This window comes from Stenotrophomonas sp. CASM101, from assembly GCF_049384845.1.
Lineage (GTDB): Bacteria > Pseudomonadota > Gammaproteobacteria > Xanthomonadales > Xanthomonadaceae > Stenotrophomonas > Stenotrophomonas hibiscicola.
Map to the genome: position 1 here is coordinate 96,744 of NZ_JBMRFR010000001.1, position 18,585 is coordinate 115,328.

Below are 18,585 nucleotides of genomic sequence, written 5' to 3' on the forward strand. Positions count from 1 at the left end.
GTGGCTGATCGGAGAGTTATCTGGGGTTCCCTACCGTTCGGCTGAAGGCAGCCCTAACGGTTAACACTAGATTAACACGCTACGCCATCAATGTGACGGTTGTGCGACAAACGGCACCGGTTCGCAACGCAATCGTGACGGGCTCTTCACTCCGTCTTTCCCCGGCACTCACTCCGCAGGGGGCGCCTCGCTGGCATCGAGAATCTTGCCCCGCCAGACGGCGCCAGCGCCCGACAACAGGGTCACCGCCGCGGCGGCGGCGGCCTCCGGGCCTTGGGCGGCCGGGTCCTGATCAACGGAATAGGCCCGGGCCCGCAGGGCTGTGCGCAGCGGACCGGGGTACAGGCCACTGACCCGTACCGGGCTGCGGCCGAGTTCGTCGTGCAGGCTGGCGATCAGGCCACGAAGGCCATGCTGGGCCACGCCATAACCGCCCCAGTAAGCCTGCCCCACCCGTTCGGGAGCATCGACCGCAAACACCAGCGCCGCATCTTCACGCTGCCGCAGCAGCGGCAGGCAGGCCTGGGCCAGCCAGGCCGGCGCGGTCAGGGTGACGTGCACCGCGCGGGCGAAACTGGCCGGGTCGGCCAGTTCAAACGGGGTCAGGCCAGGGAAGTGAGCGGCACAGACCAGCAGGCCGTCCAATCGCCCCAGCTCGCGCTGCAGGGCCTGGGCCAGCTCGGCATAGTCGTCGGGGCCCGCGCCTTCCAGGTCCAGTGGATACAGCAGCGGCTCCGGGCCGACCGCCTGCACCTGGGCGTAGACACGGTCCAGGCGGCGCGGCTTGCGGCCCAGCAGGACCACGGTGGCACCGGCGGCCGCAGCAGCCACTGCCGCCGCACTACCCAATCCGCCACCGGCACCGGCGACCAGCACTACGCGATCCTGCAACGGGCGGCCATCGAGCGCCCCGTCGGCCGGTGACGTCGATGGCCAGGCACTCATCCCTGGGTCGCCTCTTCGACGATGCGCTTGAGCTCGCCGGCTTCGAACAACTCCAGGACAATGTCACAGCCACCAATCAACTCACCGTTGATGAACAGCTGCGGGAAGGTCGGCAGGTTGGAAAAGCGCGGCAGGTTGGCGCGGATCTCGGGTTCTTCCAGCACGTTGACGGTGCGCAGGGTGACCGCGCCGGCCGCCATCAACGCCTGTACCGCGCGGCTGGAGAAGCCGCACATCGGGTATTGCGGGGTGCCCTTCATGAACAGCACGAGCGGGTAACGATCGACCTCGGCCTGGATTTGCTGCATTACCGCCACAACCACACTCCTTGCTTCGCCGGACAAACCGACCGCGGTGGTCGGCTAGACTGCCCACGGTAGCCGCCATTGTAAGCGGATGGAACCGGCTGCCGCCGCCCCTCTGGCCACGAACCTGTCCATGCCTGTTGAATTGCCTGCCCTGCCCTACCTTCCCGGCTCCCTGCAGCCGCACCTGTCCGCACAGACCGTGGAACTGCACCACGGCCGCCACCATCGCGCCTATGTAGATGCCGTCAACGCCGGCATCCTCGGCACCGAGTGGGAGGAAGCGTCGCTGGATGAGATCGTCCGCCACGCCCAGGGCAGGCTGTTCGATGCGGCCGCTCAGGCCTGGAACCACGGCTTCTATTGGCAGTGCCTGCGGCCGCGCGGCGGCGGCGAGCCGCAGGGCCGATTGGGCGAGCTGGTCAAGCGCCAGTTCGGTGACGCGCAGCGCCTGCGCGAGGAGTTCAACCGCGCCGCGCTGGGCCTGTTCGGCTCGGGCTGGGTGTGGCTGGTGCAGCATCCGGGCGGGCAGCTGGGCATCCAGGCCACCCGCAACGCCGGCACACCCCTGACCGGTGAGAGCACCCCGCTGCTGTGCTGCGATGTCTGGGAGCACGCCTACTACACCGAGTACCAGAATGACCGGGCGCGTTACCTGGATGCCTTCTGGCAGCTGGTCAACTGGGAATTCGCCGAAAGCCAGCTGCGCTGACCCCTGTAGAGCCGAGCCCATGCTCGGCTGCTGTCCGGCCAGCCGAGCATGGGCTCGGCTCTACAGATCACGCTTCACGCGTTCTCGTGCGCGGCCACCGCGTCCATCACCCGTGCCGAATACACCAGCGCGGCGCCTGCATTGAGCGACACCGCCACGCCCAGTGCTTCGGCGATTTCCTCGCGGCTGGCGCCATGCTTCAGCGCTGCATCCACATGTACGGTGATGCAGCCATCGCAGCGGGTGGTCACCGCCACTGCCAGCGCGATCAGTTCGCGGGTCTTGGCATCCAGATGGTTGGTCTGGGCGCCGGCATTGGCCAGGGTCGCGTAGCCCTTGACCGTGTCCGGCGAGAGCTTGCCGATCTCGCCGATACGGCCCTTCAGTTCCTTGCGGTAGGCATTCCAGTCGAGCATGGTCGTGACTCCTGTGAAAGGAGCTCCACGCTACCACCGGCAATGGTGCGCCGATGCCTGCACCGGCGCGCCACACCGTTGCAGGCATACAAGGTTGTGCCGGCCATTGGCCGGCACGCCCGGGCTCAGCGATTGCGCAGCGCGTGTACCGCCGGCGCCACCTGGGCCTGGCGGTCCAGTTCCAGGCCAACCTGATCCAGCGCATCGGCCAATGCAGCGGCATCATCGTCGCGCAACGTGGCGTGGCCGACCTTGCGGCCCTCGCGCGGCTCCTTCCCGTAGTCGTGCCAGTGGCCGCTGGCCTGGGCCAGTACCGGTGCCGGGTCGGGCATCACGCCCAGCCAGTTCAGCATGCAGGCGTGACCCAGCATGCGGGTGCTGCCCAGCGGCAGGCCCAGCACGGCGCGCAGGTGATTCTCGAACTGCGAGGTTTCGCTGCCTTCGATGGTCCAGTGGCCGGAGTTGTGCACGCGCGGCGCCATCTCGTTGGCCAGCAGTTCGCCATCGCGGCAGAACAGCTCCAGCGCGAACACGCCGACGTACTGCAGGTGCTCGGCAACGCGGCGGGCATAGCCGATCGCGGCCTGCTGCTCGGTGTCGGACAGCACGGCCGGGGCCACGCTGGCCGACAGCACGCCGTCGACATGCCAGTTGCCGGTGACCGGCCAGGCCTCGAAGCTGCCATCGCGGCCACGCACGGCAACCACGCTGACTTCGCGCTGGAAGGCCACGAAGCCTTCCAGGATCAGGCCGGTACGCTCGACCTGTGCACCCAGCGCATCCCACGCGGCATCGATGTCGGCCTCGTTGCGCAGGCGGAACTGGCCCTTGCCGTCATAGCCGAGGCGACGGGTCTTGAGGATGCACGGCAGGCCGAATTCGGCGGCCTTGGCGGCCAGTTCGTCGCGGCTGCGGATATCGGCGAAGGCCGGCAGCGGAATGCCCAGCTGCTGGAACAGGGTCTTCTCGCTGAGCCGGTCCTGTGCGACAGCCAGCGCCGACGGCGGCGGGTAGACCGGCACGCGGTCGGCCAGCCACTGCGCACTGTCGGCCGGCACATTCTCGAAATCGAAGGTGACCACATCGACCTTGGCAGCGAAGTCCGCCAGGGCCTGGCGGTCATCGAAGGCGCCCACGGTGAGCGGCGCCAGCGGGCCGCTGCAGGCATCAGCGGCCGGGTCATACAGTTCGAAGCGCAGCCCCAGCGGCGCACCGGCCAGGACCATCATGCGGGCGAGCTGGCCGCCGCCCAGGATGCCGACGGTCAGGCTCATTGGCGCGGATCGTCGTGGGCCATCACGTCTTCGGTCTGGCGTGCACGGAAGGCATCGAGCGCCTGGCCGATCGCCGGCTGGTCGCTGGCCAGCATCGCAGCGGCGAACAGCGCGGCGTTGGAGGCGCCGGCGTTGCCGATGGCAAAGGTGGCGACCGGGATACCGGCCGGCATCTGCACGATCGACAGCAGCGAATCCATGCCGTTGAGGGCCTTGGACTGCACCGGCACACCCAGCACCGGCACGGCGGTCTTGGCCGCGATCATGCCCGGCAGGTGCGCGGCCCCGCCTGCACCGGCGATGATGGCCCGCAGGCCACGCGGGCCCGCCTGCTCGGCGTAACTGAACAACACATCCGGCGTCCGATGCGCGGACACCACCTTCACTTCGAACGGAACACCCAGGGCTTCAAGCTTCTGGGCGGCGTGCTGCATGGTTTCCCAGTCGGAACGGGAACCCATGACGATGCCGACAAGCGGCGCGATCGGGTTGGGGGTCATTGGCCGTCACCTGCCTTAAAGACGTATTCTAGCCATCTTCCACGCAAGACGAAGAACCATGGATCGCAAGCTGCTCGACCTGCTGGTGTCGCCGGACACCCGCCAGCCCCTGTCCCTGCTGGATGGCAAGGGCCTGGAAGCCCTCAACAAGGCCATTTCCGCCGGCGCGGTGACCAAGGCCGATGGCAACCCGCTGGCGCAGCCGCTGCGCGAGGCACTGGTCACCCGCGACCGCAAGCAGGTCTTCCGCGTGGACGATGGCATTCCGGTGCTGCTGGCCGAGGAAGCCATTCCCACCGCCCAGATCGCCGACTTCCCGGCCGCATGAGCGCGCTGCCGACGCCGGACGCGGCCGTTGTCGCCGCCGATGTCGCGCGTGCGCTGGCCGAGGACCTGGGCAGCGGCGACGTCACCGCTGCGCTGCTGCCCGACCAGGCCGACAGCGCTTACCTGCTGTGCAAGCAGGACGGAGTGATCGCCGGTCGCCCCTGGTTCGACGCCACCCACCGCGCACTCGACCCGGAGGTGCGCATCGAATGGCGTGTCTCCGAAGGTGACCCGGTCACTGCCGGCACCGTGCTGGCCCTGCTGCACGGGCGCAGCCGCAGTCTGGTCAGTGCCGAGCGCACCTCTCTGAATTTCCTGCAGACGCTGTCCGGCACCGCCACCACCACCGCCCGCTACGTAGCGGCAGTGGCCGGTACCGGCACGCGCATCCTCGACACCCGCAAGACCCTGCCCGGCCTGCGCCTGGCGCAGAAGTACGCGGTGCGCTGCGGCGGTGGCGAGAACCACCGCTTCGGCCTGTACGACACGGTGATGCTGAAGGAGAACCATATCCGTGCCGCCGGTTCGCTGGCCGCAGCCGTGGCCGCCGCACGCCGGCAGTGGCCTGCGCTGCCGCTGGTGGTGGAGGTCGAAGACCTGGCGCAGCTGCGCCAGGCGTTGGAAGCCGGGTGCGAACGCATCCTGCTGGACGACTTCAGCCCCGACCTGCGTCGCGAAGCCGTACGCATCACGGCCGGCCGCATTCCACTGGAAGTCTCCGGCAGCGTCGGCCTGGGCGGCCTGCGTTCGATCGCCGAAGACGGCGTGGACTGCATCTCCATCGGCGGGCTGACCAAGCATGTGCAGGCCATCGATCTGTCGCTGAAGCTGGGCCCGCCGCCGGCTTGAGGCCTGCGGGACGTTGTCGAGCCTACCTCGGCTGCTTCTCGATCTGCGGCGCGCCCTGCACCCGCTTTGCGCGATGAGCCGGGCGTGGGCTCGGCTCTGCACGACCGGAACGCCTTCACGGCTCGGCTACGGCCGCCTCTGCGACGCTGCCGGCATCCCCCACAGGAGCCGCGCATGCGCCGGATGCTCTTGCCTGCCTGCCTGCTGCTGGCCGCAGCGCCGTTGTCCGCAGCGGCCGCCGAAGCCTGCGACGTACCGCCCCGCTTCGGCCTGAGTCCGTTGGCGGTGGCCATCCGCAACACCGCCTGCAATGAGCACCGGCTCTGGTACCGGCCCTTCATCGATCGTGAAGGCCGTGCCGCCAGCCTCAGCGTCACCGAGGCCGAAAGCGATCACCTGGCCGACAACGGACTGATCGCCTGGCAGCGCGTGGCTGGCTACTGGCGAAACAGCGGCACGCTCAACGCGATGGGCAGCATCGCCGGCGCCAGCAGCTGCCTGGCACCGCTGGGCACGCGCTACACCGACAGTGACTGCCGCGCGTTCCTGATCGACAACCCGTGGTCGGCCGCGTTCATCTCCTGGGTAATGGTGCAGTCCGGCGTTCCCGGCTTCAATACCTCGCCTCGCCACATCGACTACATCCGTGCCGCATACCAGGGCGGCCCCTCGGGCGTGCCGTACCGGCTGGTCGACCCGGCCACGGCCAAACCCGCGCCGGGCGACCTGCTGTGCTTCCTGCGCGACCGCAGCACCACGCTCAGCTACAGCGGGCTGGTGCAGGCGCTGGGCAACGGCTCGGTGGGCCACTGGAAGTCGCATTGCGAAGTGGTGGTGGCCGCCAACCTGGGGGGCGACCAGACCCTGTACCTGGTCGGTGGCAACGTGATGAACACCGTAGCGATGCGGCTGCTGCCGCTGGACCGCACCGGGCTGATCAAGCTGCCACCGGCGCGCGAACGCAACAGCACCGGCATCGACCCGAGCTGCACGCCAGGGCGCGAGGACGAATGCAGCTTCAACCGCCAGGACTGGGCAGCCCTGCTGCAGCTGACTGCAACCTCACCGCTGGTGATGCCCTCGCCCACTGCGACGCCGATGCAGCACACTCCGGCACCGCAACCGATCATCGTGCCCGCGCAGCCGGTGTCCAGCGAACCGCAGCCGCGGCGGTGAGTGCGGCGCTTGATCCAGCGCGCGTTCGCCGCCATCTTTGCGGGATCGACCTCTGACGGCTGACGCCATGCCTACCCTGCTGTTGTTGCTGATTGCCGGCGGAATCATCTACTTCTTCTGGAACGCGGCACGCTCGGCCGCAGAGCGCGCCGTTGAATTGGGCCGCAATGCCTGCCGCGCAGCTGATGTGCAATGGCTGGATCAGGCGGTGCACGCCACCGGCCTGCGCCTGTCGCGCGGCGAGGATGGCCGGCTTGGGTTCGAGCGCACCTTCAAGTTCGAGTATTCCTACGATGGCATCGATCGCCACGTGGGTCGCATGGTGCTGCGTGGCGACCAGTTGATCTCGTTCACCGGCCCCGGCGCGGCGCGGATCAGCCAGATCCGGCCGGATGCGGAGGATGCCGAGGATGTGTAAGGGCTGAACGCGTGCCGACCAACGGTCGGCACCCACCGTTACTTGGTTACTTGACCACGCGCAGGTTCGGCCGCCCCTTCGGCGGCGGGCTGGCTGGCGGCGTATCGTCCGGCGGCGTGCCTTCCTCGTGCAGCAGTTCGTCGCTGGTCGGCGCGGTTTCGCTGCCCGGGATATCATCCGGCAGCGCCATGCCCTGCCCGGTCTCGCGGGCATAGACCGCCAGCACGGCGCTGATCGGTACCTGCACCGGGTAGCTGGTACCGGAGAAGCGCGCCGAGAAGCTCACCATCTCGTTGTCGATCATCAGCCGTACGACGGCACGTTCGGCGATGTTGAGCACGACCCGGCCATCCTTGACCGCCGAAGGCGGCACCTGCACGCCGGGAACGCCGGCGTCGACCAGGATGTGCGGGGTCAGCTGGTTGTCGTTGATCCATTCCACCAGCGCCCGCAGCAGGTACGGGCGGTGGCTGGTCATGTGGAAGAAGTCTTCGGTCATGCGTGAAGTGTACGCGCCCGGCGCCCCGCCGGGGCGGATCGCCTGCACGCCGGTCGGCGTGCAGACGGGTAACGCGGGCCGGATCAGGCCGGCAGGTCGCGCAGCTTCTTTTCCTGCTCGGTCAGGCTGCGGACGAAACCGGGGTGGCGGAAGATGCGGTTACCGTAGTCCTCAATCGCCTTGCCATCCTTCGGAAGTGGCACATCCAGCGATTGCAGCCGCCAGATGATCGGGGCCATGGCGCAGTCGGCCAGGCTCATTTCCGGGTTGAGGAAGAACTTGCTGGCCTTGAACAGCGGCAGCGAGGCGGTCAGCAGTTCCTTCAGGCGCTTGCGCCCGGCCTCGGCCTGGGTCTTGTTGCCCAGCTGGATGGCCTGCACCTGCGGCACCCAGTCGTGCTCGATGCGCAGCATCGCCAGGCGGATGCGCGCACGCGACAGCGGATCGACCGGCATCAGCGGCGGATGCGGGTAGCGCTCGTCCAGGTACTCGCTCACCACCGACGCGGCGTAGAGCACCAGCTCGCGCTCCACCAGGGTCGGCACCGAGTGGTACGGATTGAGATCGATCAGGTCTTCGGGCGGGTTCTGCGGATCGACCGGAACGAAGTCGAAGGTGACGCCCTTGGCCGCCAGGACCAGGCGCACCCGGTGGCACAGCACATCGTCGTTCGAGGAAAACAGCGTCAGTGTATTGCGCATGCGTACGCTCGCCGCCATCAAAGGCTCTCCCACGACAGGAGACCGCCTGCCGCATCGGCGCCGCCGGCACCGTGCCGACGGTCGACTCCTCCCCGAGTGTGCAACCGACCATCACAAAAGCCAATAGGCCCGTGCGATGGCCGGCGGCCGAATCAGTGGACGTCCTTCCAGTATTCCTTCTTCAGCAGGTACAGCAGGAAGGTCAGCAGGGCCAGGAACAGGATCACCCACACGCCCAGCTGCTGGCGCTTGAGCGCGGCCGGCTCGCCGGCGTATTCGAGGAAGTTGGTGATGTCGCGCACCGCCTGGTCGTACTGCCCGGCATCGACCGATCCCGGCGTTTCAATCTTCAGGCCGGTCACCGGCGGGTCCATGCCGGGGCCTTCGGCCTTGCCATGCACGGCGTGCTGCAGGCCCTGCATCTCCCACAGCGGGTTCGGCATGGAGGCGTTGGCGAACAGCGCGTTGTTCCAGCCCAGCGGCCGGCTGCTGTCCAGGTAGAACGACTTGAGGTAGGTGTAGACCCAGTCGCTGCCGCGCACGCGCGCGATCAGGCTGAGATCCGGCGGCATCTTGCCGAACCACTTCTCCGCGTTCTCCTTGGGCATCGCCACCGGGATCGGGTCGCCGATCGCCGAGCCGGTGAAGTTGAGGTTGTTCATCACCTCTTCCTCGGTCAGGCCCAGGTCCTGCGCCATCCGCGAATAGCGCAGGTACTTCAGCGCATGGCAGCCGGAGCAGTAGTTCATGTACAACTGTGCGCCGCGCTGCAGCGAGGCGCGGTCACCCAGATCGTTGCCTGCCTGCAGCAGCTTGGTGCCGCCCTCGGCGGCGGAGGCCAGGAAACTGCCCAGCATCAGGGTGGCCGCCAGGGCCAGCCGGACCATCCAGCGCTCAGTCATGCGTGGTCACCCTCTCCGGTACCGGCTTGGTCTTGTCCAGCCTTGTCCATAGCGGCATGGTGATGAAGAAGGCGAAGTACAGGAAGGTCAGCACCCGCCCGATGTAGGTTTCATGCACGTCGGTGCCCGGGCCGGAGCCGATCACGCCCAGCCACACGAAGCACACCGCCAGCACGCCCAGCATCACCCTCGAGATCCAGCCGCGGTAGCGCACCGATTTCACCTTCGCCTTGTCCAGCCACGGCACCAGGAACAGGATCGCGATGGCCGAGAACATCACCAGCACGCCACCGAGCTTGTTCGGCACCACGCGCAACATCGCGTAGTACGGCGTGTAGTACCAGACCGGCTTGATGTGCTCCGGGGTGACCAGGCGGTTGGCCTCGGTGAAGTTGTCGTGCTCCAGGAACAGGCCGCCGAAACCAGGCGCGAAGAAGATGATGAAGGCGGCGATGATCAGCAGGAAGCCGGCGCCTACACCATCCTTGAGCGTGTAGTACGGGTGGAACGGAATACCGTCGGCCGGAGCGTTCGGCGACCAGCGGTTGCCCTTCGGCCCCTTCTTGATCTCCACGCCATCGGGGTTGTTCGAACCCACTTCGTGCAGCGCGCCCAGGTGCAGTACCACCAGCAGCAACAGCACCAGCGGCAAGGCGATGACATGCAGCGCGAAGAAGCGGTTGAGCGTGGCGTCACTGGGCAGGTAATCGCCCATGATCCACTCGGTCAGGCCGTTGCCGATCACCGGTATGGCACCGAACAGCGAGATGATCACCTTGGCGCCCCAGAACGACATCTGGCCCCATGGCAGCACGTAGCCCATGAAGGCTTCGGCCATCAACACCAGGTAGATCAGCATGCCGAGGATCCACACCAGCTCGCGTGGCTTCTGGTAACTGCCGTACAGCAGGCCACGGAACATGTGCAGGTAGACCACGATGAAGAACAGCGAGGCACCCGTGGAGTGCATGTAGCGGATCAGCCAGCCCCACTCCACGTCCCGCATGATGTACTCGATGGAGCCGAACGCCTCGGCGGCGCTGGTCTTGTAGTGCATCGTCAGGAAGATGCCGGTGACGATCTGGTTGACCAGCACCAGCAGCGCCAGCGAACCGAAGTAGTACCAGATGTTGAAGTTCTTCGGCGCGTAGTACTCGCTCACATGCTTGCGATAGACCGGCATCAGGCCCGGCGCGCGGGCATTGACCCAGTCGGCCACGCCGCTGGCGGTACGGCTGAGGATATTGGCCATCAGGCAGCCCCCTGCGGATCGACACCGATGATGATGGTGTTGTCGTCCTGGTAATGGTGCGCGGGCACCTTCAGGTTGATCGGCGCCGGCACGTCCTTGAAGACGCGTCCGGACATGTCGAAGCGCGACTTGTGGCAGGGGCAGAAGTAGCCGCCCTTCCACTGCGGGTCGTAGGGCTCAGGCCGGATTTCGGCGACCATTTCCGGCGAGCAGCCCAGGTGCGTGCACAGGCCGACCAGTACGGAGATGTCCGGCTTGATCGAGCGCAGTTCGGGGTTCTGCTTCAGCACGTAGTCCGGCTGCTGGTCCTTCTCGCCGGACTCGGGGTCCTTGAGACGGCCGTCCAGCCCATGCAGCGCATCGAGGATGGCCTTGGACCGCTTGACGATCCAGATCGGCTGGCCACGCCATTCCACGATCAGGCGTTGGCCTTCCTGCAGGGCGCTGATATCGGCCACCACCGGTGCGCCGGCAAGCTTGGCGCGGGCACTGGGGTTCCAGGACTTGATGAAAGGAACGGCGGTGAATCCGACGCCGACGGCGCCCACCACGGCTGTGGTGGCAGAAAGAAAACGCCGACGTCCGGTGTTGACTGGATCGTGTACCCCATCGTTGGCCATCCGGCACTCCGATATTGATTAGGTAGCTTTAAGGCTGCCAGCGGATCCGGTGGGGGCCAGAGCCGCATTGAATCGCGGTCGAGTGTAGCGGAACCGTCGCGCGCCACACAACGCTCTTTGCAAGGAGTGCCGACTGACAGTCGGCACCCACCTGTTCAAGGGAGTGCCGACCAACGGTCGGCACCTACTGGTGACTCAGGGCGGTGCGGTAACGCTCGGCCAGCTGCCCGACCCGGCGCACGTAGTACTGCGTCTCGCTGTAGGGCGGCACGCCACCGTGGCGGTCGACCGCGCCCTCGCCGGCGTTGTAGCCGGCCGCAGCCAGGGTCAGGTCGCCATTGAAGCGCTTCAGCAACCACGCAAGATACTGCACGCCACCGCGGATGTTCTGCCCGGCATCATAGGAATCGCTGACCCCGAAGCGGGCCGCGGTCGGCGGCATCAGCTGCATCAGGCCCTGCGCGCCGGCGCGGCTGAGCGCGGTCGGGTTGTAGGCCGACTCGGCGTGGATGATGGCGCGCACCACGGCTTCTTCGACGCCGAACTCGCGTGCGGCCGAGGTGATCTCGGTCTGGAACGCGGTGGTGTTCAAGCGCACCGAACCGAAGTCCACGCGTGGGTTGACGCCACAGGCATAACAGCGCTCCATGAAACTGTAGCGGATGGTACGCACCGGGCCGAGGTTGGCGACCTGGGTTGGCCGCGCACTGGTGTAGTGGCGCACCCCATCCTTCATGAAGGAATAGACCTGGCCGCTGACCATCCGCCCGGCCCGCGAGGCCGTCGGTGCCGCAGCAGGCGCGGGGGCAGCAGGCGTCGACGCGACCGCAGTGGGCGCAGCGGCGCTGGCCGCCACGGCGACCGGATTGCGTTCGATGCTGGCCACCGTGGTCGGCGCAGGCTTCGGCGCGACCACCACAGGGCGCGGTGCCGGCCGGGTATCGCGGCTGTAGCTGATGCTGCTGCAGCGCGCGCCGGCCACTCGCTTGCTCACGTAGCTGGTGACCCCGTCGGCGCCCTGGCACTTGTACAGGGTGCCGGCGCTGGCCGGCGCAGCGGTCAGCGCAGCGATGATGATCGCCGTTGTCCCCAGTATCCCCTTCATGCCGCGAGTGTCCCAGCTTCGCCGGGGCTTGCCAAGCGACGTGGCTCAGCCTGTGACCGGCGGCACAGCCAGCACCTGGCCCAATCCGGCCAAACGCTGTGCCAGCTCATCGCGCAGGCCCGGCGGTGTGGTCCACAACGCCACCGGCACCCGGTCCAGGCTGAGGATCTGCGCCAGCATCATGCCGCGGCTCTCGGCGCCCATGCGCAACAGGCAATGGCCGGCACCATCAGCCTCCAGCACACCACACCACGGTGGGATGCGCCCTTCCAGCTCGGTGCGGCTGCCGGCCAGGCGGACGATGGCCTGCAGTGCGAACGGCGCCTGGCTGACCGCCTGCCGCACCATCACGTCCGGAGGGGCTGGCGTGCGCCGGTGCAGGCCCGGCTCGGAGCACTCACGTACGGCACCCATGCGGTCCACGCGGAGAGTGCGCCAGTCCTGCCGCCCCAGGTCCCAGGCAAGCAGATACCAGCGCCGCCCGTAATTGACCAGGTGCTGGGCCTCGACCTCGCGCTGGGTGACCGCGTCCTGCGCACTGCGGTATTCGAAGGCCAGCCGCGACGCCTGCCGACAGTGCTGGGCCAGCCGTCCGAGCAGGCGTGCGTCGGTGGACGGAAGGTCGGCCAGGGTGGCCGTCGCCGCATGCACCTCCCCGGCCTGCCGGCGGCGGCGGGTCGGCACCAGCGGGTCGAGCTTGGACAACAGGCCCCGCGCAGTGTCGTCGATGCCGGCGACGGTCGCAGACGCGGCACGCAGGGCGATGGCCAGGGTGGTTGCCTCCTCCTCGTCCAGCAGCATCGGCAATACCGGCGCCCCCGCCCCGAGCTGGTAGCCGCCGCCCACCCCTGACGAGGCGTGGACCGGGTAGCCCAGCTCGCGCAGGCGCTCGATATCGCGGCGGATGCTGCGCCGGTCCACGCCCATGCGCTCGGCCAGCTCAGCCCCGGACCACTGGCGGCGGGCCTGCAGCAGGGCGATCAGGCGCAGCAGTCGATGGGCGGTATGGCGCATGAAGAATCGAGGACAGAAGTCGTCCGCAATAGTGCCCCAGGATGGCTTCCAGTTCACCACCCACCGCAAGGAGCAATGCCATGACCTCACGCCAGATCACCCTGTATCACGCCGCCCGATCCCGCTCGAGCGGCGCCGTGGCTCTGCTCGAAGCGCTGGGTGCCGACTACCGCATGCAGGTGCTGGACCTGAAAGCCGGCGCCAACCTGGCTCCGGCCTATCTGGCCATCAACCCGATGGGCAAGGTGCCGGCCATCGTCCACAACGGCGCACTGGTGACCGAGCAGGTCGCCATTTATCTGTACCTGGCCGACCTGTATCCGGAAGCCGGGCTGGCACCGCCGATCGGCGACGCCCTGCGCGGGCCCTACCTTCGCTGGATGGCCTTCTACGGCGCCTGCTTCGAGCCGGCGATGATCGACAAGGCGATGCACCGCGAGCCACCGCCGCGCCTGATGTCACCGTACAACGATGCGGACACCGTGCTGCAGGTGGTCGAGGCCCAGCTGGCACAGGGTCCCTACCTGCTCGGCGGGACGATGAGTGCCGCCGATGTGCTGTGGGGCAATGCGCTGGCCTGGACCACGGCCTTCGGCCTGGTGCAGCCTGCGCCGGCCACGGCTGATTACATTGCGCGGATGAGCGCGATGACCGCCTTCGACCGTTCGCGGCAGATCGATGCGGAGCTGGCAGCGGCATAAGCAGCGCCGGCCGGCTTTCCTTGTAGAGCCGAGCCCACGCTCGGCTGGCTTCCGTAGAGCCAGGCCATGCCAGGCTGCCCCATGGGAAGCGGGAAGAGCAGCCGAGCGTGGGCTCGGCTCTACAAGGGCGCGGCGGCTGGCGCGGGATGCGGGTAGAATTGCCCGCTTTCCCGCCACCCGAATGGATTAAGCGCCATGACCGGGACGCCAGACGTCTTTCCGCCCGCCACGCCGGGCGGTACCCCGCTCGTTGCCCTGCCCGCTGGTCCGCGCAAGCCTGACCAGGTCAAGGGCAAGCTGTACATCAAGACCCACGGTTGCCAGATGAACGAGTACGACTCGGCCAAGATGGCCGACGTACTTGCCGCCAGCGATGGCCTGGAACTGACCGACAGCCCGGACGACGCCGACGTCATCCTGGTCAACACCTGCTCCATCCGCGAGAAGGCGCAGGAGAAGGTGTTCAGCCAGCTGGGCGTGTGGAAGGGCCTGAAGAACAAGGGCCGCGAGGTCATCATCGGCGTGGGCGGCTGCGTGGCCTCGCAGGAAGGCGAGGCGATCATCAAGCGCGCGCCGTTCGTTGACCTGGTGTTCGGCCCGCAGACCCTGCACCGCCTGCCGGAACTGATCCGCGCACGCCGCGAGCAGAAGCGCCCGCAGGTGGACATCAGCTTCCCCGAGATCGAGAAGTTCGACCGCCTGCCCGAGCCGCGCGCCGAAGGTCCCTCGGCATTCGTGTCGATCATGGAAGGCTGTTCCAAATACTGCTCGTTCTGCGTGGTGCCCTACACCCGCGGCACCGAAGTCAGCCGCCCGTTCGAGGACGTGGTGGTGGAAGTGGCGCAGCTGGCCGCACAGGGCGTGCGCGAGATCAACCTGCTCGGCCAGAACGTCAATGCCTACCGAGGGCCTTATGGGGACGGCGAATTCGCCGACCTTGGCCTGCTGATCCGTACCATCGCCGAGATCGACGGCGTCGGCCGCATCCGCTTCACCACCTCGCATCCGCTGGAGTTCAGCGATTCGCTGATCGATGCGTTCCGCGACGTGCCGCAGCTGGCCAACTTCCTGCACCTGCCGGTGCAGGCCGGCAGCGACCGCGTGCTGTCGGCGATGAAGCGTGGTTACACCGCACTGGAATTCAAGTCGAAGATCCGCAAGCTGCGCGCGGTGCGCCCGGACATCTCGATCAGCTCGGACTTCATCGTCGGCTTCCCCGGCGAGACCGATGCCGACTTCGAGAAGACCATGAAGCTGATCGAGGACATCGGCTTCGACCACAGCTTCTCCTTCATCTATTCGCGCCGCCCGGGCACGCCAGCGGCCGATCTGGAGGACACGATCAGCGATGCCGAGAAGCACGCTCGCCTGTCGCGGCTGCAGGAGCGCATCAATGCGCACGCCGCCAGCATCTCGGAGAAGATGGTCGGTACCGTGCAGACCGTGCTGGTGGAAGGGCCGTCGCGCAGGAATCCGAACGAACTGACCGGCAAGACCGAGAACATGCGTTCGGTGAACTTCCCGGCGCCGGCGCGGTTGATCGGCCAGTTCGTGGATGTGCTGATCACCGAAGCGCTTACCAACTCGCTGCGTGGGCGCGTGGTGGCGGAATAAGGTGTGCCGACCAACGGTCGGCACCTACCGGAAATGATGCCGGCCAGCGGCCGGCACTACCGAATGACAGGCCTCAATCCAGGCGCTTGCGGAAACGCAGGATCGCCAGGGTCATCATCACCACGATGAAGGCCAGCAGCGCCAGCGCGTCGTGCCACAGCTCCCATAGGGAGGCGCCGCGCAGCATGATGCCGCGCACCAGGCGCAGGAAGTGGGTCAGCGGCAGCACCTCGGCCAGCCACTGCACCGGCCGCGGCATGCCGGCGAACGGGAACATGAAACCCGACAGCAGGATCGACGGCAGGAACAGGAACAGCGTCATCTGCATCGCCTGGAACTGCGAACGCGCGCGCGTGGAGATCAGCAGGCCCAGCGCCAGGTTGGCCAGCACCAGCAGGACCGCGGCCAGGTAGATGTCCAGCAGGCTGCCGCGGATCGGCACCTGGAACAGCCAGGTACCCAGCGCCAGCACCAGGGTGGTCTGCAGCAGGCCGATCGCTGCATAGGGCAGCACCTTGCCGACCATCAGTTCGCTGCGCGATACCGGCGTGGCGATCAGCAGTTCCATGTTTCCGCGCTCGCGCTCGCGCACCACCGCCACCGCCGTGAACATCACCAGGGTCATGGTCAGGATCACCCCGATAAGGCCGGGCACGATGTTCACCGCCGAGCGCCGCTGCGGGTTGTAGAAGCTGGTCACGCTGATTGGACCACCTGCGATGCTGCCTTCGCGTAGCGGCCGCGTATTGCTGGTCGGGCGCGTATCCAGTGGCACCCGCGCCAGCTGGATCGCCGCACTCTGCACCACGGTGTCGCTGCCATCGACCAGCACCTGTACCGCTTCGCGTCCATCGAAGCGGCGACGCTCGAAGTCGGCCGGCACCACGATGCCGACGCTGATCTCGCCGCGGCGTAGTGCCTGCATCAGCTGGTCCGGCGTGTAGGCCTCGCTGCGCGGCGTGATCACGCCGGTAGCGACCATGTCCTGCACCAGCGCGCGAGAGGCGGCGCTGTTGGCCTGGTCGGCGACACCCGCATCGAGGTGGCGCAGGTTGAGGTTGATCGCATACCCGAACAGCAGCAGCTGCATCACCGGAATGCCGACGATCATCGCCAGCGTGATGCGGTCGCGGCGCAGCTGCCGCAGCTCCTTGAGCACGATCGCCCACAGCCGGCGCAGGTTCATGCCGCCGGCTCCCGGCCACGGCCGCGGGTGGCGGCGACGAACACGTCTTCCAGGTTCGGCGCTACGGTTTCGATATGCGCTTGCGGGTCGGCGCTGGCCAGCGCGCGCCGCAGCACTGCGACATCCGCTACGCCCTCATTGCACAGCACGCGCAGATGGGTGCCGATCTGCGCCACGCTCAGCACGCCGGGCAGCTCGGCCAGCACGCGGCTGGCCTGGCGTGGCTGCGATGACGTGACCTGCAGCGTGCGGCCGTCCAGCTGCGCACACAGTTCGGCCGGCGTGCCATCGGCGACCAGCGCGCCACGATCAAGAATAGCCAGCCGGTGGCAGCGCTCGGCTTCGTCCATGTAATGGGTCGAGACCAGCACGGTGGTACCGGCGTCGGCAAGTTCAAACAGGGCCTCCCAGAAGTCGCGGCGTGACTCCGGGTCGACCGCGCTGGTCGGCTCGTCCAGGAACAGCAGTTCGGGCGAATGCACCACGGCGCCGGCCAGGGCCAGGCGCTGCTTCTGCCCGCCGCTGAGCGTACCGGCCAGCTGCGGCTGCCGGTCCTGCAACCGGTACTGCTGCAGCAGCGCATCGACCCGTTGCCGGGCCTGGTTGCGCGGCAGGCCCTGGATGGCGGCGAGGAATTCCAGGTTCTCGCGTACCGATAGGTCTTCGTACAGCGAGAAGCGCTGGGTCATGTAGCCGATGCGCCGGCGCAGTGCTTCGGCCTGCTCGGGAACCGCCAGGCCCAGCACCTCGATCTGCCCCGCACTGGGTTCCAGCAGGCCGCACAGCATGCGGATGGTGGTCGACTTGCCCGACCCGTTCGGGCCCAGGAAACCATAGACCTGGCCACGGGGCACGGTCAGGTCGACCTTGTCCACGGCCAGCAGATCGCCGAAGCGGCGGGTCAGGCCCTGCGCATGCACTGCGATGTCCGCACCGGTGTTCAGAAGCGCACCTGCACCGGCAGCCCGGCCGGAAGCGTCTGCATGTCGCTGGCTTCATCCACTTCGATCTCGGCGAGGTAGCTCAGGCGCTCGACGTCATCGCCGGTCAGTGCGTAGTACGGGGTGAATGAAGGCTCGCTGCGGATCGCGCGCACATGGCCCTTCAGTACGGTGCGCCCTCCCTCCAGCTGTATCTGCGCCGGCTGACCGACCTTGACCTGCAGGCGCAGCGGCTGCGGCAGGTAGACGCGCGCATAGGGACGCTCGCCAACCAGCAGCACCGCCAGTGGCGCCCCGATCGGTGCCTGGTCACCCTGCCGGTACGGCAAAGCATCGATCACGCCATCGCGCGGTGCGCGCAGCTGCAGCTTCTGCAGGTTGACGCCCTGCACCACCTGCTGCGCCTGTGCGGCGTCGGCGGCCGCCTGGCCCTGGGCGATGTCCTGCGCGCGACTGCCGTGCACCCGTTCCAGCCAGGCCTGCTCGGCGGCACGCACGCTGGCCGCGGCATTGCCGGCGGCCGCCCGTGCACGGTCCAGCTCGGCGGCGGCGATCAGGCGCTGGCGTGCCAATGGTTGCACGCGCCGATAGTAGGCAGTGGCTTCAGCAGACTGCGCGCGCAACGCGGCCAGTTGTGCCTGGGCCTGTGCGATCTGTTCCTGCCGCGGGCCGAGCTTCAGCTCTTCCAGCTGGGCCTGCGCGCGCGCCGTGTCGGCCTGCGCCACCGCGAACTGCGCGTCGCCGCGGGCGGGGTCGAGCTGCATCAGCACGGCCCCGGCCTTGACCCGCTGGCCCTCGCGCACCTCCAACGTGGCGATCACCTCGGCCGCCGGCGCCGGCACCGTGATCCGGTCCCACTCCAGTGTGCCCAGCGCCGTTGGCGTTGACTGCCCACAGCCTGCCAGCAGGCCGATGGCCGCCAGCCCGAGTCCACGCATCCCGTTGCCGATGCCCATACCATCCCCTCCTGCGACGGCGACACGGTGCCAGCTGCCCCGTGCACCCTCAATGATTCCGATCAGCCCTGACGGTTTTTTCGCCACGTACGGGCGAGCCTTTTGCTGCAAGGCTCCTCTCCACCTATCCACAGCTTGATTCAGCATCATTCCACAGCTGGTGTGGAGAACC

At 67.7% G+C, this 18,585-nt stretch carries 22 protein-coding genes; 7 read left to right on the forward strand and 15 right to left on the reverse strand.

From position 1 onward, the window contains the following. Window positions 1–168: 168 nt before the first annotated feature. Window positions 169–945 (reverse strand): SDR family NAD(P)-dependent oxidoreductase, encoded by a 777-nt coding sequence (locus tag VG543_RS00565; protein WP_111102033.1) that lies wholly within the window; start codon window positions 943–945, stop codon window positions 169–171. Continuing rightward, complete coding sequence (gene grxD, locus VG543_RS00570; RefSeq protein WP_005408852.1) at window positions 942–1,262, reverse strand: Grx4 family monothiol glutaredoxin; 321 nt, start codon at window positions 1,260–1,262, stop codon at window positions 942–944. Before grxD ends, VG543_RS00565 begins: the two co-directional genes overlap by 4 nt. Window positions 1,263–1,383: 121 nt before the next feature. Between grxD and VG543_RS00575 the strand changes: the two genes are divergently transcribed. Next, window positions 1,384–1,962: a superoxide dismutase gene (locus VG543_RS00575; protein WP_026346913.1), complete on the forward strand. Its 579-nt coding sequence runs from the start codon at window positions 1,384–1,386 to the stop codon at window positions 1,960–1,962. A 74-nt stretch (window positions 1,963–2,036) separates the two neighbouring features. On the opposite strand, the gene VG543_RS00580 is transcribed toward VG543_RS00575, so the two are convergent. The 3 genes from VG543_RS00580 to purE all read right to left on the reverse strand — a co-directional run bounded on the left by VG543_RS00580 (window position 2,037) and on the right by purE (window position 4,152). Continuing rightward, entirely contained in the window at window positions 2,037–2,378 is a 342-nt protein-coding gene (locus VG543_RS00580) for a carboxymuconolactone decarboxylase family protein (protein WP_019659022.1), read from the reverse strand. 125 nt (window positions 2,379–2,503) lie between these two features. Continuing rightward, window positions 2,504–3,652, reverse strand: a complete 1,149-nt coding sequence (locus VG543_RS00585; RefSeq protein WP_058979551.1) for a 5-(carboxyamino)imidazole ribonucleotide synthase — start codon at window positions 3,650–3,652, stop codon at window positions 2,504–2,506. Further along, complete coding sequence (purE, locus tag VG543_RS00590; protein ID WP_005412808.1) at window positions 3,649–4,152, reverse strand: 5-(carboxyamino)imidazole ribonucleotide mutase; 504 nt, start codon at window positions 4,150–4,152, stop codon at window positions 3,649–3,651. The genes VG543_RS00585 and purE overlap by 4 nt, the downstream gene beginning before the upstream one ends. A gap of 58 nt (window positions 4,153–4,210) precedes the next feature. Here purE and VG543_RS00595 point away from each other — a divergent pair, with 58 nt between their 5' ends. From VG543_RS00595 to VG543_RS00610, 4 genes are all read left to right on the forward strand, one after another. Further along, complete coding sequence (locus VG543_RS00595; protein ID WP_019659024.1) at window positions 4,211–4,480, forward strand: Trm112 family protein; 270 nt, start codon at window positions 4,211–4,213, stop codon at window positions 4,478–4,480. Beyond that, on the forward strand, window positions 4,477–5,328 hold the full coding sequence (gene nadC / locus VG543_RS00600; RefSeq protein WP_021203580.1) for a carboxylating nicotinate-nucleotide diphosphorylase: 852 nt from the start codon (window positions 4,477–4,479) through the stop codon (window positions 5,326–5,328). The genes VG543_RS00595 and nadC overlap by 4 nt, the downstream gene beginning before the upstream one ends. A gap of 174 nt (window positions 5,329–5,502) precedes the next feature. Further along, on the forward strand, window positions 5,503–6,504 hold the full coding sequence (locus tag VG543_RS00605; protein WP_019659026.1) for a DUF2272 domain-containing protein: 1,002 nt from the start codon (window positions 5,503–5,505) through the stop codon (window positions 6,502–6,504). A 67-nt stretch (window positions 6,505–6,571) separates the two neighbouring features. Then, window positions 6,572–6,922, forward strand: coding sequence for a DUF3301 domain-containing protein (locus VG543_RS00610; RefSeq protein WP_049423257.1), 351 nt, complete (start codon window positions 6,572–6,574; stop codon window positions 6,920–6,922). Between the two features lie 46 nt (window positions 6,923–6,968). On the opposite strand, the gene VG543_RS00615 is transcribed toward VG543_RS00610, so the two are convergent. The 7 genes from VG543_RS00615 to VG543_RS00645 form a co-directional block, all read right to left on the reverse strand. Further along, entirely contained in the window at window positions 6,969–7,421 is a 453-nt protein-coding gene (locus VG543_RS00615; protein WP_019659028.1) for a ClpXP protease specificity-enhancing factor, read from the reverse strand. A gap of 83 nt (window positions 7,422–7,504) precedes the next feature. Further along, window positions 7,505–8,140: a glutathione S-transferase N-terminal domain-containing protein gene (locus VG543_RS00620; RefSeq protein WP_021203577.1), complete on the reverse strand. Its 636-nt coding sequence runs from the start codon at window positions 8,138–8,140 to the stop codon at window positions 7,505–7,507. 134 nt (window positions 8,141–8,274) lie between these two features. After that, window positions 8,275–9,024 (reverse strand): cytochrome c1, encoded by a 750-nt coding sequence (locus VG543_RS00625; protein WP_058979545.1) that lies wholly within the window; start codon window positions 9,022–9,024, stop codon window positions 8,275–8,277. After that, window positions 9,017–10,276, reverse strand: coding sequence for a cytochrome b (locus VG543_RS00630; protein WP_019659030.1), 1,260 nt, complete (start codon window positions 10,274–10,276; stop codon window positions 9,017–9,019). Before VG543_RS00630 ends, VG543_RS00625 begins: the two co-directional genes overlap by 8 nt. After that, entirely contained in the window at window positions 10,276–10,896 is a 621-nt protein-coding gene (gene petA / locus VG543_RS00635) for a ubiquinol-cytochrome c reductase iron-sulfur subunit (protein WP_004151998.1), read from the reverse strand. The genes VG543_RS00630 and petA overlap by 1 nt, the downstream gene beginning before the upstream one ends. A gap of 184 nt (window positions 10,897–11,080) precedes the next feature. Next, window positions 11,081–12,001: a lytic transglycosylase domain-containing protein gene (locus VG543_RS00640; protein WP_019659031.1), complete on the reverse strand. Its 921-nt coding sequence runs from the start codon at window positions 11,999–12,001 to the stop codon at window positions 11,081–11,083. A gap of 45 nt (window positions 12,002–12,046) precedes the next feature. Then, window positions 12,047–13,015 (reverse strand): helix-turn-helix transcriptional regulator, encoded by a 969-nt coding sequence (locus tag VG543_RS00645; protein WP_134734913.1) that lies wholly within the window; start codon window positions 13,013–13,015, stop codon window positions 12,047–12,049. A gap of 80 nt (window positions 13,016–13,095) precedes the next feature. Here VG543_RS00645 and VG543_RS00650 point away from each other — a divergent pair, with 80 nt between their 5' ends. Beyond that, complete coding sequence (locus VG543_RS00650; RefSeq protein WP_058979542.1) at window positions 13,096–13,716, forward strand: glutathione S-transferase family protein; 621 nt, start codon at window positions 13,096–13,098, stop codon at window positions 13,714–13,716. A gap of 195 nt (window positions 13,717–13,911) precedes the next feature. Next, window positions 13,912–15,330 (forward strand): tRNA (N6-isopentenyl adenosine(37)-C2)-methylthiotransferase MiaB, encoded by a 1,419-nt coding sequence (gene miaB, locus VG543_RS00655; RefSeq protein ID WP_423177459.1) that lies wholly within the window; start codon window positions 13,912–13,914, stop codon window positions 15,328–15,330. Between the two features lie 73 nt (window positions 15,331–15,403). On the opposite strand, the gene VG543_RS00660 is transcribed toward miaB, so the two are convergent. The 3 genes from VG543_RS00660 to VG543_RS00670 are packed head-to-tail and all read right to left on the reverse strand — an operon-like array spanning window position 15,404 to window position 18,413. Continuing rightward, window positions 15,404–16,516 (reverse strand): ABC transporter permease, encoded by a 1,113-nt coding sequence (locus VG543_RS00660; protein ID WP_423177461.1) that lies wholly within the window; start codon window positions 16,514–16,516, stop codon window positions 15,404–15,406. Continuing rightward, a complete protein-coding gene (locus VG543_RS00665; RefSeq protein ID WP_111097895.1) occupies window positions 16,513–17,436 on the reverse strand; it encodes an ABC transporter ATP-binding protein in 924 nt (307 codons plus the stop codon). The genes VG543_RS00660 and VG543_RS00665 overlap by 4 nt, the downstream gene beginning before the upstream one ends. A 20-nt stretch (window positions 17,437–17,456) precedes the next feature. Further along, complete coding sequence (locus VG543_RS00670; protein WP_021203568.1) at window positions 17,457–18,413, reverse strand: HlyD family secretion protein; 957 nt, start codon at window positions 18,411–18,413, stop codon at window positions 17,457–17,459. Between the last annotated feature and the right edge of the window lie 172 nt (window positions 18,414–18,585).

Coding starts and splice junctions, on each gene's coding strand:
- VG543_RS00640 (WP_019659031.1), bottom strand. CDS start 12,001: ATGAAGGGGATACTGGGGACAACGGCGATCATCATCGCTGCGCTGACC.
- VG543_RS00630 (WP_019659030.1), bottom strand. CDS start 10,276: ATGGCCAATATCCTCAGCCGTACCGCCAGCGGCGTGGCCGACTGGGTC.
- VG543_RS00605 (WP_019659026.1), top strand. CDS start 5,503: ATGCGCCGGATGCTCTTGCCTGCCTGCCTGCTGCTGGCCGCAGCGCCG.
- VG543_RS00595 (WP_019659024.1), top strand. CDS start 4,211: ATGGATCGCAAGCTGCTCGACCTGCTGGTGTCGCCGGACACCCGCCAG.
- VG543_RS00580 (WP_019659022.1), bottom strand. CDS start 2,378: ATGCTCGACTGGAATGCCTACCGCAAGGAACTGAAGGGCCGTATCGGC.
- petA (WP_004151998.1), bottom strand. CDS start 10,896: ATGGCCAACGATGGGGTACACGATCCAGTCAACACCGGACGTCGGCGT.
- VG543_RS00610 (WP_049423257.1), top strand. CDS start 6,572: ATGCCTACCCTGCTGTTGTTGCTGATTGCCGGCGGAATCATCTACTTC.
- VG543_RS00645 (WP_134734913.1), bottom strand. CDS start 13,015: ATGCGCCATACCGCCCATCGACTGCTGCGCCTGATCGCCCTGCTGCAG.
- VG543_RS00650 (WP_058979542.1), top strand. CDS start 13,096: ATGACCTCACGCCAGATCACCCTGTATCACGCCGCCCGATCCCGCTCG.
- VG543_RS00620 (WP_021203577.1), bottom strand. CDS start 8,140: ATGGCGGCGAGCGTACGCATGCGCAATACACTGACGCTGTTTTCCTCG.
- VG543_RS00575 (WP_026346913.1), top strand. CDS start 1,384: ATGCCTGTTGAATTGCCTGCCCTGCCCTACCTTCCCGGCTCCCTGCAG.
- purE (WP_005412808.1), bottom strand. CDS start 4,152: ATGACCCCCAACCCGATCGCGCCGCTTGTCGGCATCGTCATGGGTTCC.
- VG543_RS00670 (WP_021203568.1), bottom strand. CDS start 18,413: ATGGGCATCGGCAACGGGATGCGTGGACTCGGGCTGGCGGCCATCGGC.
- VG543_RS00565 (WP_111102033.1), bottom strand. CDS start 945: ATGAGTGCCTGGCCATCGACGTCACCGGCCGACGGGGCGCTCGATGGC.
- VG543_RS00660 (WP_423177461.1), bottom strand. CDS start 16,516: ATGAACCTGCGCCGGCTGTGGGCGATCGTGCTCAAGGAGCTGCGGCAG.
- VG543_RS00585 (WP_058979551.1), bottom strand. CDS start 3,652: ATGAGCCTGACCGTCGGCATCCTGGGCGGCGGCCAGCTCGCCCGCATG.
- miaB (WP_423177459.1), top strand. CDS start 13,912: ATGACCGGGACGCCAGACGTCTTTCCGCCCGCCACGCCGGGCGGTACC.
- VG543_RS00615 (WP_019659028.1), bottom strand. CDS start 7,421: ATGACCGAAGACTTCTTCCACATGACCAGCCACCGCCCGTACCTGCTG.
- VG543_RS00625 (WP_058979545.1), bottom strand. CDS start 9,024: ATGACTGAGCGCTGGATGGTCCGGCTGGCCCTGGCGGCCACCCTGATG.
- nadC (WP_021203580.1), top strand. CDS start 4,477: ATGAGCGCGCTGCCGACGCCGGACGCGGCCGTTGTCGCCGCCGATGTC.